The sequence below is a fragment of the Bradyrhizobium vignae genome, assembly GCF_004114425.1.
Lineage (GTDB): Bacteria > Pseudomonadota > Alphaproteobacteria > Rhizobiales > Xanthobacteraceae > Bradyrhizobium > Bradyrhizobium vignae.
In genome coordinates this window covers 1-14,137 of record NZ_RDQF01000019.1, presented here as the reverse complement: position 1 = coordinate 14,137, position 14,137 = coordinate 1, and the positions used below count along the sequence as shown (strand labels likewise).

The window sequence follows — 14,137 nt, the reverse complement described above, 5'->3', positions numbered from 1 at the left end:
TGCTCATGGGAGGAACATCGTGGCAGGCGGCATTTCCATTCACGCGGTCGATGTGGCAAGCGGGCGCCCGGCGCAGGGGCTGCGCGTCGAGATCTGGCGGATCGATCCGGACTCGCTGCGCATCGCCGACGGGCGGCTCGGCGGCAATGGCGTGCTCGATCATGCCATCGCGCAAGGCGCCGGCGTGACGGCCGGCGAATACGAGGTGCTGTTTCATCTCGGCGAGTTCTTCGGCGAGCGCGACGGCTTCCTGACCGTGACGCCGTTCCGCTTCCGCATCAAGAACGTTGACGAGCATTTTCATCTGCCGCTGAAATTCACCCGCTGGGGCTATTCGCTGTTCCGCGGTGCCTGATCAATTCGTCAGCCGCCGCGACAGGCCGGTGACGCGCTCCATGATTGCGACCAGCGCGACGGTCGCGATGATCAGCACGCCCGACAGCGCGGCGATGGTGACATCCAGCTTGCCCTCGAGGTCCTGCCACATCCGGATCGGCAGCATGTCCGTGGCGGCATCGCGCAGGAACAGCGACACCGGCACGTTGTCGAAGGATGACATGAAGGCGATGAAGGCGCCTGCGATGATGCCCGGGCGGATCAGCGGCAGCACGATGCGGCGGAAGGTGTAGAGGCGGCTCGCGCCGAGCACCGCCGAGCTTTCGAGCAGGGTCGGCTCGAGCTGGGCGAGGGCTGCGACCGTGTTGCGCACGACATAGGGGACGCAGACCACGGTGTGCCCAATCACCAAGGTCAGCGGCGACACCGGCAGGCCGATCAGCGAGAACAGCATCAGAGCGGCGAGGCCGAAGGCGAGGGCCGGCAGCACCAGCGGCGACATGAAGAGGGAATCGAGCAGCCGCGCCGATAGCGTGCGCGACCGCGAGATCGCGAGCGCCGCGGCGACGCCAAGCACGACTGACAGGCCCGTCGCCCACAGCGCCACGATCAGGCTGTTCTTGGCCGCGAAATGCAGCTGCCAGGCATTCCACAATTCGGCGTACCAGCGCAGCGAATAGCCCGGCGGCGGGAAGCGCAGCGAGAAGCCGCTGGTGAAGGAGACGATCAGCACCACGAGCGACGGCGCGATGATGATGACAAGCGCGATCACCGCGATCACGGTCATCACGAGCTCGAAACTGAGGGCTTCCAATGTGCGCCTGCGCCCGCGCATCATGCGCCTCCATAGCCGCGCGACATGCGACCGAGGGTGGTGAAGACCGAGACGACCGCGAGCACGGCGAGCAGGAAGATGATCGAGATCGCGGCCGCGAACGGCCAGTTCTGCAGTGTCGAGGCCTGCTGGTAGAGATACATCGGCATGAACAGCATCTGCCCGCCGCCGACCAGCGACTGGGTGATGAAGGCGGTGATCGCGGCGGCATAGGTCAGCGTGCAGCCGGCGATGACGCCGGGCAGCGACAGCGGCAGCACGATCCGGAAGAAGGTGCGCCAGCTCCCGGCGCCGAGCGAGCAGGAGGCATCGTCGAGATTGGGATCGATGCGGCCGAGCGCGGTGATCAGCGGCAGCGTCATCAAGGGCATCTGCACCTGCGCCAGCGCGATCACCACGCCGAACTGGGTGTAGAGCAATTTTAGCGGCGTATCGATGACGCCGAGCCATTGCAGCGTCGCGTTGATGATGCCCTGGCGTCCGAGGATGACGATCCAGGCGAAGGTGCGCACCACGACGCTGGTCAAAAGCGGCAGCAGCACGATCAGGATGATGATGGTCTGAAGCCTTGGTCCGACCCGCTGATACAGCCAGGCGATGGGAAAGCCGAGCACGAGGCAGACCGCCGTCACCTCGGCCCCTAATAGCAGCGTCGAGCCGAGCACGCCGAGGCTGAAGGGATCGGTGAGGAAGTGCAGGTATTGGCCGAGCCCCCATTGGAGCCCGGCCGTGTCGTTGTGCAGCGAGAGCCAGAACAATTGCAGCAGCGGCGCGACGAAGAAGACCAGGAAGAACAGCGCCAGCGGCGCCGCCAATCCCATTCCGTAGGACGTCACGTCCCGTGATGCCGGTGCTGCGCCCATGACTCAAGCCTTCAATGTCTCAGATCTTGATCTCGCGGTTGAACCGCTCGATCCAGACCGAGCGCTGCTCGTTGATCTTCTTCCAGTCCTGGAACACGAACTTCTTCTTCAGCTCGGCCGCGTCCTTGGCCAGCACGCGCGCGATCTCGCCGCCCATCGCCACTTTGGAATTGGTCGGCACGATCAGGTAGGGCGGGTTCATCAGCGTGGTCTGCACTTCCGGCATCAAGGCCGCCTCGATCAGCTTGAAGGCGAGCTCGCGGTTCGGCGAGTTCTTGACGATGTGGATCGTGGTCTTGAAGGCGATCGCACCTTCCTTCGGCGCCACGAACTCGACCGGCACGCCGCGCGCCTTCAGGATCTGGATGGCGTTGAAATTGCCGGGCGAGATGTCGATCTGGCCCTGCTGGAACAGGGTGGCGAGCGCGCCGGGATTGGCGGCGACCGCGGCGAGGTTGGGCTTGAGCTCTTCCAGCGCCTTGAAGCCGGGATCGACATTGGCCTCCGAGCCGCCGCGCATCTTGGCGATCTCGACCAGCCAGCCGGTGCCGAGCGTCGAGTTGAGGTTGGTGATGCCGACGCGGCCCTTGAACTCCGGCTTCCAGAGATCGGCCCACGACGTCGGCGGCGTCTTGACCGCTTCCGGATTGTAGGTGAGGCCGACGACCTGGAAGAACGGGGCAGGGCCCATCGGCTCCTGCGCCTCGGCGATCAGGTCCTTGTAGTAGGCGCTCTTCTCGACCGGATAGGGATCGACCAGGTCCTGGCCGATGGCGACGAGGGCCGGGCCGGGATCGTGCAGCATGACGTCGATCGGTGGATTGGCCTTGGCGGCATTCACCTTGGCGATCTGGTCGACCGAGAGCATGGGGTCCAGCACGATCGCGGCGTCCGCGTTAGCCTTGCGGAACGCCGGCACCAGCACGGCCTTGTGCGCTTCCTCCCAGCTTCCCGTAAAGGTCGCAAACACCAGTGGACGGGCCTGGGCGTAGCTCAGGCCAGGAAATGCCTTCATGGCGCCGAGTGTGAGCGCGGTGGTCAGCAGGCTTCTGCGATTCATGATCATGTCGAACTCCCCTCTGGACAGAAACTGAATTCAAAGCGTTGCGGGAAAGGCGTTGGCGAGCGACGGGGCGAGCGGCGCGAGACGCACCGCCGCGCCGTTCTCCAGCGCGCGCGTCTCGCCGATGCGCGCCTGGGAGACCTTGACGCCGGAGCCATCGGCGGTGGTGACTTCGTGCACGACGGTGGCGCCCAGCGGCAGCGACATGCCGATCACGCCGGCAAAGCCGGTCTCGTCGCCGACGAATTGCAGATGCTCGGGACGGATGCAGACCGTGACGCGGCCGCCTTCGCTGAGTGTACCGCCCGCGGGACGCGCGATGATCTCCGCGCCGGCATCGAGGCGCACCTTTGCCGCCGTGCGGTCCGCCGAAACCACGACGCCGGGCATGCGGTTGGTTGAGCCGACGAAGGTGTTGACGAACAGCGTCTGCGGACGGTCGTAGACGTCCGACGGCGAGCCGAACTGCTCGAGCTTGCCATGGCTCAGCACGGCGACACGATCGGCCATGGACAGCGCTTCTTCCTGGTCGTGCGTCACGATCAGCGTGGTGATGCCGGAGACGCGTTGCAGCCGCTTGACCTCGATCTGCATGTCCAGCCGCAGATTCTTGTCGAGCGCGGCGAAGGGCTCGTCGAGCAGCAGGATCGACGGCTTGATCGCGAGCGCGCGGGCGAGCGCAACGCGCTGCTGCTGCCCGCCGGAGAGCTGCCGCGGCAGCCGCTCGGCCATGGTCGGGAGCTGCACCAGCTCCAACAGGCGCTGCGCCTCGCGCTGCCGCGTCACATTGTCGATGCCGCGGGCGGCGAGGCCATAGGCGACGTTCTCGCTGATGGACAGGTGCGGGAACAGCGCGTAGTTCTGGAACACGATGCCGACCGCGCGCTTGTTCGGCGGCAGCGCATCGACGATGTCGTCGCCGATGATGATCCTCCCTTGCGTCTGCGCGATGAAGCCGGCGATGATGCGCAAGAGCGTTGTCTTGCCGCAGCCGGAGGGGCCGAGCAGGGCGATGATCTCGCCGCCCTTGATGTCGAGATTGATGTTCTCGACCGCAAGCGCGCCACTCGGATATCGGTGGGTGACCGCGTCGACGACGAGCGATCGGCCGCTTGGCGCATCAGCCATGGTGTTGCCTCCCGTTGCCCCAGAAGAGAAAGCAAGTCTCGTGCCCGCGCCTGTCGCTTTTCGGCGAGCGTTTTGGCATGGTGGCCCGATGACATCGGATCGATCGATATGCGACCTCACGGCCACGGAGCTTGCGCGCGCCATTGCGAGGGGCGAGCTGTCCTCCCGTGACGCCATCGAAGCGTATCTGGCCCGGATTGCGAGCCTCGACGCCCGATTGGCGGCATTCGTGACGGTCGATGCGGACGGCGCCCGCCGCGCTGCGCAGATGTGCGATGCGGCCTCTGCGCCGATCGGCCCGCTGCATGGCGTGCCGATCGCGATCAAGGACCTCACCGACACGGCGGGACTTGCGACGACTTACGGCTCGGTGCTGTTCCGCGATCACGTCCCGGCCGAGGACGATCTCATCGTGGCGCGGCTGCGGCGCGCCGGCGCGATCATTTTGGGCAAGACCAACACGCCGGAGTTTGGCTTTGGTGCGGTCTGTACCAACAGATTGCGCGGGCCGACACGCAATCCGTTCGATCTCGCGCTGACCTCCGGCGGATCGTCCGGCGGCTCTGCCGTCGCCGTCGCGACCGGCATGGCGCCGCTGGCGCACGGCACCGATTTCGGTGGCTCGGTGCGCACGCCCGCCAGCTTCTGCGACGTTGCTTCGATCCGGCCGACCCCCGGCCGCATTCCGTCGCCGCGCCGGCCGCTCGGCTGGGACATGCTGGCCACGCACGGTTTTCTCGCCCGCAGTGTCGACGATCTCGAGCTTGCGCTGTCGGCCTGCGCCGGAGGCGATGCGAATGATCCGCTCTCGCTCCACGGCGCCGGCGATGATCGACCCATCGCTGGCCGTCCCCGGATTGCCGCTACGCCCGATTTCGGTGTCGCGCCGGTTGCGTGCGAGGTTCGTGCGCGCTTCGCTGCGGCTTGCGAGGCGCTCGCGCGTGTTGGCGATGTCGAGCTGTCCTCGCCCGATTGTGGCGGGGCGATCGAAACCTTTGGTACGCTGCGCGGCGCGCACATCGCGAGCAGCTATGGCGAGTTGCTGAGGATGCGTCGTACCGAGCTCACTCCGACGGTGATCTGGAACATCGAGGCCGGCGCAAGGCTGTCCGCGGAGGCTTACCTGAACGCCGAACGACGCCGCACCGTGATCTATCGCAGCTTTCGCGCGCTGTTCACCCGTGCCGATATCCTGGTCGCGCCGGCTGCGTCGGTCGTCCCCTGGCCGAACGAGATCAGCGACGTCACCGCGATCGACGGGGCGGCGCTGGAGACGCCGATCGATTATCTCGCCGTTACTTTCATCGTGTCGCTGGTCGGCTTTCCGGTCCTGACTTTGCCGGTGCCGCGAGGGGAGGATGAGCTGCCCTTCGGCATCCAGGTCATCGCGCCGCCGGGGTGCGAATCCCGCTTGTTTGCCTTCGGCCGCAGCCTCGAGAACGAACTGGGTTTTTCGCATCGCCGGCCGCCTCTCTGATCAGCTGTCGCGATGCTCGAGCCGGGCGGCGAGCGCATCGGCAAGGCCGATGGTCGGCTTCGCGGCGGGGCGGCGGAACGTACCTGCGCTCGCCTTACGCAGGTGCAGCGCATGAAGCGCTTCGGCTTGCTTCACGGAGGCGATGACCTGATCGACCACGGGGACAGGGATCCGGTCGGCGACGCGCTCGGCAAGGCCGGACAGCGGCGCGCCCGCAAAGATCAGCACATCGGCCTCGTCCTCGACGATGGCGCGCTGGGCGAGTTCGACCAACACGTCTTCCTTCTCGGCGCCGACCTCGGAGATCGCCTGAAACGGTGTATCGAGCATGCGGATGCCGGCGCACCGCTCCCACAGCCCGTGGGCGCGGACGCATTCCTCGTACCAGGGGCCCAGGGCCTGGGCGAAGGTGACGATGGCAAAGCGGCGTCCGGCCATGCAGGCGGTCAGCATGGCGGCTTCCGCCATGCCGATCACGGGGATGTCGAAGGTCTCGCGCGCCGCGAACAGGCCGGGATCGCCGAATGCCGCGATGATTGCGGCATCGACCTTCATGTGCTGCTCGGCCAACATCTCCAGCGCGATGGCGCCGCCGATCTGCGCTTCGGTGCGCGTGGCGATATAGGGCACGCCGCGGGTCGCGGTGCAGGGGATCAGCTCGGTGCCGGAGGAAGCGGCGCGCTGCCCGACTCCCAGCATCAGCTGCGTGACCTCGGTGCTGGTGTTCGGGTTGAGCAGCAGCAGCTTCATGATTATGCCGCCGTCCGTTTGGCCTGAGGGGCGGCGAGGACTTCGAGCAGCGCCGTGCCGGTGCGCGCGACGTGGGCGCCGAGCAGGCGGCCGGCGGCTTCGCCGTCGCGTGCCTCCAGCGCGGCCAGGATGTCCGCGTGTTCGTCGACCGAATTGCTCCAGCGCCTGTTCGCGCCCAGCGCGAGATAGCGCGCGCGTTCGGCGCGGGAGATCAGCGTCTCGTGGGCTTCGCGGAGCGGCGTGTTGCGGGCCATGCGGACGATGGTGTTGTGAATCTCGCCGTTGATGGTGAAATAATCGTCGAGCTTGCCGTTGCGGTGATGACCCTCCATGCGGGTCTGAAGCGTGCGCAGGCGGGCGAGGTCGCGCTCGGTGGCGCGCTCCGCGGCGAGCTCGGCGGCGAGCCGCTCGATGCCGGCGAGGGCCTCGAACAATTCCGAGATGCCGTCCACTGCGATATCGGCAATGCGCGGGCTGCGGTTGGGACGAAGCTCGATCAATCCTTCAGCCGCCAGCACCTTCATCGCCTCGCGCAAGGGGGTGCGCGACACGCCGAGCTCCTTCGACAGCTTCGTCTCCCGGGTTTGCGAACCCGGCGGCAGCTCGCCGCGAATGATCATCGTCCGCATCCGCGCCGCGGCACGCTCATGCAGGCCCATCCGCTTGAGTTTGGGCGACTTTCGTCCCTTTGACGCTTCCGATTTTGGCTGCACGCGTGCCTCACTTCTCACGTTGGATCTTAGCCGTTTCCGGCCCTTTGGCCTGCCCAAAATATCGACGTATCTCGCTGAAAACAATGGCATAGCGCGCAAATTGTATGCAGCATGCAGAAACTGGATTGCCTTGCGGCGAAGGGCGGCGGATGATCGTTTCCGACGCGCGAGATCCCGCGCATTCGAAACGGAGCAGGTGATGCGGACGAGTTTGCGACTGGGCCTCGTGGTAATGGCGGCGATGCTTGGCGGAAGCGATCTCGCCTCCGCGCAGGCGGCGAAGATCAAGCTCGGCTACGCCAAATGCGCGCACTGCCTGCCGATGTCGCTGATCCCGGGCATCGCCAAGAGCATCGAGGTCGAGGCCACCGGCTTCAACTCGGGCAATGACGTGCTCACCGCCCTGGTCTCGAAGAGCATCGACGTCGCGCAGGTGACCTATCTCCATTACATCACCGCGCTCGACAAAGGTTTCGACGTCGTCGCCGTCTCAGGTCAGATCAATGGCGGCTCGGAATGTCTCTCCTCCGCGAAGCTGAACCTTCCCCCTGAGGACTGGGCGACGTTCAAGACGACCGTTGCGAAGGCGAAGAGCGACGGTCAGCCGCTCAAGGTCGCGGCGTCCCGCGGCAATGCGCAGGACATCCACATGCGCGGCGCGTTCCTCAAGCAGGGCGTCGATCCCAACAAGGACATCCAGTTCATCAACATCCCCAATCCGTCAGATCATCTCGCCGCGCTCCAGCGCGGCGAGGTCGACATGATCTGCTCGGTCGAGCCGTTCGCCTCCCAGATCCGGCTCGCCGGTGCCGGCAAGCATTTTGTGCTGCCGTATGAGCAGGCTGCGGGAAATCTCACGAATCTGATCGTCACGCGTTCGGATGTGATCGCGGGCCAGCGCGCCGGCGTCCAGGGCGTCGTCGGCGCCGTGGTCGAGCTCGACAACAAGCTGATCGCCGACAAGGGGCCGTGGGTCGAGGTCATCAACAAGCTCACCGGCCTCGACAAGAATGTGGCGACCGAGGCGCTGAAGAACGCTTCGCCCGATCCTGCGATCCATCGCTCGCAGACGCTGGCGATCGCCGCGATGATGCGCGACCTCAAATACATCTCGAAGGACGTCTCCGCGGAAGCGGAGAAGAACATGGATTATTCGTTCCTGGAGCAGGCCACCGGAAAGGCCAAGAATGACCTCGGTTACTGACGTCTCGCCCGCAAGGCCGGCGTTTCGGCTGACGCGGGCATTCCAGGGGCTCGAACGCCTCGTCGTACCCGCGCTGCTGATCGCGGGCTGGGAGGCCTTTGCCCGCAGCGGCATGCTTCCGCCGGCGCTGTTGCCGGCGCCGAGCGCGGTGCTGCATGCGCTCGGCGACTGGGTGTTCGGTTTCGACGAGACCACGCAGACCTATTCGGGGCACTGGCTGCGTGACGCGCTCGCCAGCGCGTTTCGCGTGTTCGGCGGCTTTGCGCTGGCAAGTCTGCTCGGCATCCTCGCGGGAGTCGCGATCGGCTGGTCGCGCCTGTTCGAGAAGACGCTGGAGCCCACGCTGCAGATGCTGCGTCCGATCCCGCCGGTGTCCTGGATTCCGCTGGCGATCATCTGGTTCGGCATCGCCGACAAGCCGGCGGTCTTCCTCGTCTTCCTCGGCGCCTTCTTTCCGGTGCTGATGAACAGCATCCACGGCGTCAAGACCGTTGACCACAATCTCGTGCGCGCCGGCGCGATGATGGGCGCCAATAGCCGGCAGATGCTGACCGACATCGTGCTGCCGGCGGCGCTGCCGTCGATCTTTGCGGGCTTGCGCATCGCGGTCGGATCGGCCTGGATGCTGACGGTCACGGCCGAGATGGTCGCGGTGAAGAGCGGCCTCGGCTATGTCTTGTGGGATTCCTATTACTTCCTGCGCTACGACATCGTGCTGGCTGCGATGATCTCGATCGGCCTGCTCGGCTATCTCTCCGACCTCGGACTCAAGGCGATCATGGCGCGCACGCTGCGCTGGCAGCAGACGACCACCGTGCAGGGAAGGGCGGGCTGATGGCGGCAATCGAGCTTCGCAACATCGTCAAGATGTTCTCCGACAAGCGCCGCGGCCGGGACCTCTTGACGCTGGACAACATCAATCTCGACATCGAGTCCAACGATTTTGTCTGCCTGCTCGGCCCCTCCGGCTGCGGCAAGTCGACACTCCTGAACATCATTGCGGGCTTCGAGCAGGCGACAAGCGGCCGCGCGCTGGTGGACGGCAAGCAGGTGGAGCGGCCCGGCTCGGACCGCGGGGTGGTGTTCCAGCAGCCGACGCTAATGCCGTGGCTGACCGCGATCGACAACATCGCCTTCCATCTCAAGCTCAAGGGGGTCGCCAAGGCCGAGCGCCACGACCGCGCCATGGAGTTCATCGATCTCGTCGGCCTGCGCGGCTTCGAGCATCATCATCCTTCCGAAATGTCGGGCGGCATGAACCAGCGCGTCGGCATCGCCCGCGCGCTGCTGATGAACCCGAGCGTGATCCTGATGGACGAGCCGTTCGCGGCGCTGGATGCCCAGACCAAGCTCGAAATGCAGGAGGAGCTGGTCGCGATCTGGCAGAAGCGCCGCTGCACCATCGTGTTCGTCACTCATAGCGTCGACGAGGCCTTGGTGCTCGGCAACAAGATCGTGGTGATGACCAGGCGGCCGGGCCGGATCCGCGAGGCCGTCACTTTCGACCTGCCGCGCCCGCGCGACATCACCAGCCCCGAATTCAACGACGCCAAGCGCCACATCCTGGCTTTGATCCGGGAGGAGTCGACGCGGCTTGCGCAGGCGTCGTAAGGTATCGCCATGCGCAAGCGTCTCGGCATGATCACGCCATCCTCCAACTCGGTGCTGGAGCCCGTCACCAGCGCCATGCTGCATGGCGTGGCTGATGTCACCGCACATTTCTCGCGCTTTCGCGTCACCGAGATTGCGCTCGACGCCGCCGCGCTGAGCCAGTTCGATGCCTCGGTGATGCTGCCGGCCGCGGACCTGCTGACCGATGCCAAGGTCGACGCGATTGCCTGGAATGGCACCTCCGCAAGCTGGCTCGGTATCGGCCGCGACCGGAGCCTGTGCGAGGCGATCACGGCGCGCGCGGGCGTCCCGGCAACAACGTCGACGCTCGCCTGCATCGATGCCGCCCGCTCGCTCGGCGCCAAGCGCGTCGGCCTGGTCTCGCCCTATACGGACGATGTGCAGCGGCGGATCGCCGACGTCTGGGCCGAGGAGGGGATCGCCCCGCACGCCGAGCGGCACCTCGGCCTGCGCGACAATTTCTCCTTTGGAGAGGTCGCGCCGGCGACCATTGCGGACATGATTCGCGCCGTGGCGGCGGAGGGAGCAGATGCGATCGTCATCCTCTGCACCAATCTCGACGCTGCGGCGCTTGCGGCCTCGCTCGAACGGGAATTGGACGTCGCTGTGCTCGACTCGGTCGCGGTCACGCTGTGGCGGACCCTCGGTCTCGCCTGCGGCGACATCAGGGCCCTTGCGGGGTGGGGCCGCATATTCCAGACATCCGCGGCCATCAAGTGACGGAGGCGCACGTGACCCAGCTCGATCTCGCCATTCGGGGCGGCACCATCGTGACGGCCAGCGACGAGTTCCGCGCCGATATCGGCATTCGCGACGGCCGAATCGTCAGCATCGCCGATCATCTCGAGGGCGCGGCGCAGGAGATCGACGCGACCGGCCTGCTGGCGCTGCCGGGGGGCATCGACAGCCACGTCCACATCTCCCAGCCCTCGGGCCCCGACGTGGTGATGGCCGATGATTTTGCCTCGGCGACACGCGCGGCGGCTGCCGGCGGCAACACCATGGTGCTGCCCTTCGCGCTGCAGGAGAAGGGGACCTCGCTGCGAACCTGTGTCGAGAACTATCGCAAGCTCGCCGAAGGCGAATGCTATATCGATACCGCGTTCCACCTCATCATCTCCGACCCGACCGCGGTCGTGCTCGGGCAGGAGCTGCCGGCCCTGGTCAAGGACGGCTACACCTCCTTCAAGGTGTTCATGACCTATGACGACCTCGTGCTCAGCGACAAGCAGCTGCTCGAGGTGTTCGAGGTCGCGCGCCGCGAGGAGGCGCTGGTCATGGTCCATTGCGAGGGCTATGACGCCATCCGCTTCCTCACCAGCAAGCTGGAGCGCGAGGGCCATATCGCGCCGTACTATCACGGTACCTCGCGGCCCCAGGCGGTCGAGCGCGAGGCGACGCACCGCGCCATCAGCCATGCCGAGGTGATTGGCGTCCCCATCATGATCGTGCACGTCTCCGGTCGCGAGGCGATGGAGCAGGTGCGCTGGGCGCAGCAGCGCGGCTTGCCGGTGCATGCAGAGACCTGCCCGCAATACATCACGCTGACGGCCGACGACATGAAGGGCCTCAACATGGAGATCACGGGCGCGAAATATGTCTGCTCGCCGCCGCCGCGCGATGTCGAGAGCCAGCAAGCGATCTGGGAAGGCATCACGTCGGGTGTGTTCCAGACCTTCTCGTCCGACCATTGCCCGTTCCGCTACGACGATCCCAAGGGCAAGCAGACGCCGAACGCCCGCACCTCGTTCCGCTGGGTGCCGAATGGCATCCCCGGTGTCGAGACGCGGCTGCCGATCCTGTTCTCAGAAGGCGTCTCGAAGGGACGCATCACCCTGCAGAAGTTCGTCGAGCTGACCGCGACCAACCATGCAAGGATCTATGGTCTTTATCCGCGCAAGGGCTCGATCGGTGTCGGCTTTGATGCCGATATCGTTCTCTGGGATCCCAAATTGAAGAAGCCCATCCGGCAGACCGATTTGCATCACGGCTCGGACTACACGCCCTGGGAAGGGTTCGAGGTCACAGGATGGCCGGTGACGACGATCGCCCGCGGAGAGGTGGTCTTCACCAAGGGGCGGATCGTCGGTGCCAAAGGTGCAGGCCAAGTGCTGAGCCGGGGCAAGTCGAGCCTGATCTGATCCGGCTCGACCTGCCGCCAAAGCGGACATCCAGAAGCTCGCGGCCAATGCAGCGAGGCGTCGATGGGTCCTTTCACGGGCAGCGTCGATCGGCTGCTGCGGTCCGGCGGTTGGACCGATCAGCACGAAGCGGACATTGCTGATGCCGATGAAGCGCAGGATTTCCCGCAAGTAAGGCGTTGCCATATCGATGCGGCCGCGGTTCATGCCGCGAGGAATCCTCCGTCCACCGCGATCACCGTGCCGGTCGCATATTGCGACGCCGGCATGCAGAGGAAGGCGACAGCGCCGGGAGCCACCGCATTGATGCGGATGTCTTCCTCGGCCCACTTCAGGACGGCTCGACAAGCTGACCACGGCCAAGGCCGCGTCGTGGAAAGCGCGCTTTCCGGTGTTCACTGAGATCAAGCGGGAAGGTGACTTCGCGCGCGCCTATTGAGATAGTGGCTCTGCGTGGTTTCACCCCGATCGCAGGATCCGCAACATGACTGACGGCTTCACCATCCGCTCGATCGAGGCGTTCTGCTATCGCTATCCACTGGCGACGCCGGTTGTGACGTCGTTCGGCAAGATGCTCAACCGTCCCGCCGTCTTTGTTCGCGCTGTCGATGAAGACGGCGTCGAGGGGTGGGGTGAATCCTGGTCCAACTTTCCGGCGCCCGGCGCGGAGCATCGCGCCCGGCTCGTCAACGAGGTGCTTGCGCCCGGCCTTGTCGGTCGCAAATTCGACAGTCCCGCTCAGGCTTTCGAGACCTTGACCAAGGGCACCGAGGTGCTGGCCCTTCAATGCGGCGAACCGGGACCATTTGCGCAGGCGATCGCCGGTATCGATCTCGCGCTGTGGGACCTCTCCGCACGCCGCCAGCGTTCGCCGCTCTGGCGGCTTCTGGGCGCGCAGTCCGATACGATCAGGGTCTATGCCAGCGGCATCAATCCCGGCGGTGCGGCACAGACAGCGGAGGCCGCGCTCGCGCGCGGTCATCGTGCGCTGAAGCTGAAGGTCGGCTTCGGCATCGAGACCGACCTTGCCAATTTGGCCGCGCTGCGCGGACTTGTCGGCGCCGGCATGCTTGCCAGCGATGCCAATCAGGGCTGGTCAACGGCTCAGGCGCTTCAGATGCTGCCGCGGCTTGCCGAATTCGATCTGCGCTGGTTGGAGGAGCCGATCCGCGCCGATCGCCCGCGCGAGGAGTGGCGCAGGCTGCATGCCGCGGCGAAGATGCCGATCGCCGGCGGCGAGAACATTTCGAGCGTCGAAGCCTTCAACGACGTTCTGTCGGAAGGCGTGCTTGGCGTGGTTCAGCCCGATATTGCGAAATGGGGCGGCCTCAGCCTCTGTGCCGGTCTGGCTCGCGACATCCTGGAGGCGGGAAAGACGTTTTGTCCGCACTATCTCGGCGGTGGTCTCGGCCTGCTTGCATCCGCGCATCTTCTCGCCGGTATCGGAGGTGATGGCTGGCTGGAAGTCGATGCCAACGATAACCCACTGCGCGATCTGTTCTGTGGCTCGATCGTCAATGTGAGGGAAGGAACCGTTCAGCTGGGCGAAGACCCCGGGCTCGGAATAGTGCCCGATCTTGCCTCGATCGAGCGCTATCGCAGCATCTAGACCAGAAGTGACAGGACCTGCTGGCTTTCGGCCGCAATTTGCGGTGTGCACCGCGATCAAGAAAGATCGCATCGCAGCCGAGGAGAGCAGAATCCGGTCGCCTTGCAACGACTCAAACGAGAGCCGCAGCTCCCGGTGTTCGCTGATGAAGCAAGCGGCAGCATCGCGGCGCGCCAACACTTCTTTCAAGGACACACCTCCGCATTCTCGCGGCGCCTTCCGCCCGAGCTTTGCTTCGTCGGTTCACCCTCTGAAAGCCAAGAGCAACTGTGGCGAAGTAGCCCGGCGATCGGCCGGCCTCAAGGCTGGCGCTGGCGCGCCCCCGCCTGCGGCGGCTGACGGCCTTGACCCCGTCCGCTCACCGGTCTGTTGGCTTTGCATGCGCT

The 14,137-nt window shown here is 65.6% G+C and carries 14 protein-coding genes and 2 pseudogenes; 8 read left to right on the top strand and 8 right to left on the bottom strand.

The window, feature by feature from the left end; genetic code table 11:
• Positions 1 to 19: 19 nt before the first annotated feature.
• On the top strand, positions 20 to 355 hold the full coding sequence (locus EAV90_RS18005) for a hydroxyisourate hydrolase (RefSeq protein WP_129144225.1): 336 nt from the start codon (positions 20 to 22) through the stop codon (positions 353 to 355).
• Here the strand turns inward: EAV90_RS18005 and EAV90_RS18000 are convergent, their stop codons facing one another.
• The 4 genes from EAV90_RS18000 to EAV90_RS17985 are packed head-to-tail and all read right to left on the bottom strand — an operon-like array spanning position 356 to position 4,225.
• Positions 356 to 1,171 carry an ABC transporter permease gene (locus EAV90_RS18000; protein ID WP_164936998.1) on the bottom strand — a complete coding sequence of 272 codons (816 nt, stop codon included), beginning with the start codon at positions 1,169 to 1,171 and terminating at the stop codon, positions 356 to 358.
• On the bottom strand, positions 1,171 to 2,034 hold the full coding sequence (locus EAV90_RS17995; protein ID WP_129144223.1) for an ABC transporter permease: 864 nt from the start codon (positions 2,032 to 2,034) through the stop codon (positions 1,171 to 1,173). The genes EAV90_RS18000 and EAV90_RS17995 overlap by 1 nt, the downstream gene beginning before the upstream one ends.
• A 19-nt stretch (positions 2,035 to 2,053) precedes the next feature.
• Positions 2,054 to 3,100 (bottom strand): ABC transporter substrate-binding protein, encoded by a 1,047-nt coding sequence (locus EAV90_RS17990; protein ID WP_129144222.1) that lies wholly within the window; start codon positions 3,098 to 3,100, stop codon positions 2,054 to 2,056.
• Between the two features lie 30 nt (positions 3,101 to 3,130).
• The gene (locus EAV90_RS17985) at positions 3,131 to 4,225 is read right to left on the bottom strand and encodes an ABC transporter ATP-binding protein (protein ID WP_129144221.1); all 1,095 of its coding nucleotides are present in this window, start codon (positions 4,223 to 4,225) and stop codon (positions 3,131 to 3,133) included.
• An 88-nt stretch (positions 4,226 to 4,313) separates the two neighbouring features.
• Between EAV90_RS17985 and EAV90_RS17980 the strand changes: the two genes are divergently transcribed.
• A complete protein-coding gene (locus EAV90_RS17980; protein WP_129144220.1) occupies positions 4,314 to 5,702 on the top strand; it encodes an amidase in 1,389 nt (462 codons plus the stop codon).
• Here the strand turns inward: EAV90_RS17980 and EAV90_RS17975 are convergent, their stop codons facing one another.
• Both EAV90_RS17975 and EAV90_RS17970 read right to left on the bottom strand, forming a co-directional pair.
• Entirely contained in the window at positions 5,703 to 6,452 is a 750-nt protein-coding gene (locus EAV90_RS17975; protein ID WP_164936997.1) for an aspartate/glutamate racemase family protein, read from the bottom strand.
• A 2-nt stretch (positions 6,453 to 6,454) separates the two neighbouring features.
• A complete protein-coding gene (locus EAV90_RS17970) occupies positions 6,455 to 7,165 on the bottom strand; it encodes a GntR family transcriptional regulator (protein ID WP_129144218.1) in 711 nt (236 codons plus the stop codon).
• 199 nt (positions 7,166 to 7,364) lie between these two features.
• Between EAV90_RS17970 and EAV90_RS17965 the strand changes: the two genes are divergently transcribed.
• Genes EAV90_RS17965 through hydA form a run of 5 tightly spaced genes read left to right on the top strand, consistent with a single transcriptional unit; the run spans position 7,365 to position 12,142 of the window.
• On the top strand, positions 7,365 to 8,369 hold the full coding sequence (locus tag EAV90_RS17965; RefSeq protein ID WP_129144217.1) for an ABC transporter substrate-binding protein: 1,005 nt from the start codon (positions 7,365 to 7,367) through the stop codon (positions 8,367 to 8,369).
• On the top strand, positions 8,353 to 9,204 hold the full coding sequence (locus EAV90_RS17960; protein WP_122403897.1) for an ABC transporter permease: 852 nt from the start codon (positions 8,353 to 8,355) through the stop codon (positions 9,202 to 9,204). Before EAV90_RS17965 ends, EAV90_RS17960 begins: the two co-directional genes overlap by 17 nt.
• Complete coding sequence (locus EAV90_RS17955; RefSeq protein WP_129144216.1) at positions 9,204 to 9,980, top strand: ABC transporter ATP-binding protein; 777 nt, start codon at positions 9,204 to 9,206, stop codon at positions 9,978 to 9,980. The genes EAV90_RS17960 and EAV90_RS17955 overlap by 1 nt, the downstream gene beginning before the upstream one ends.
• A gap of 9 nt (positions 9,981 to 9,989) precedes the next feature.
• On the top strand, positions 9,990 to 10,721 hold the full coding sequence (locus tag EAV90_RS17950) for a maleate cis-trans isomerase family protein (protein ID WP_164936996.1): 732 nt from the start codon (positions 9,990 to 9,992) through the stop codon (positions 10,719 to 10,721).
• An 11-nt stretch (positions 10,722 to 10,732) separates the two neighbouring features.
• Complete coding sequence (hydA, locus tag EAV90_RS17945) at positions 10,733 to 12,142, top strand: dihydropyrimidinase (protein WP_164936995.1); 1,410 nt, start codon at positions 10,733 to 10,735, stop codon at positions 12,140 to 12,142.
• A gap of 33 nt (positions 12,143 to 12,175) precedes the next feature.
• On the opposite strand, the pseudogene EAV90_RS17940 reads toward hydA, so the two are convergent.
• Both EAV90_RS17940 and EAV90_RS41465 read right to left on the bottom strand, forming a co-directional pair.
• Positions 12,176 to 12,352: pseudogene (locus EAV90_RS17940) on the bottom strand (NAD(P)H-dependent oxidoreductase); the annotation flags it as partial.
• A pseudogene (locus tag EAV90_RS41465) lies at positions 12,346 to 12,477 on the bottom strand (SDR family NAD(P)-dependent oxidoreductase); the annotation flags it as partial. The pseudogenes EAV90_RS41465 and EAV90_RS17940, both read right to left, overlap by 7 nt.
• Positions 12,478 to 12,626: 149 nt before the next feature.
• Here EAV90_RS41465 and EAV90_RS17930 point away from each other — a divergent pair.
• Entirely contained in the window at positions 12,627 to 13,751 is a 1,125-nt protein-coding gene (locus EAV90_RS17930) for a mandelate racemase/muconate lactonizing enzyme family protein (RefSeq protein ID WP_129144213.1), read from the top strand.
• Positions 13,752 to 14,137 lie beyond the last annotated feature (386 nt).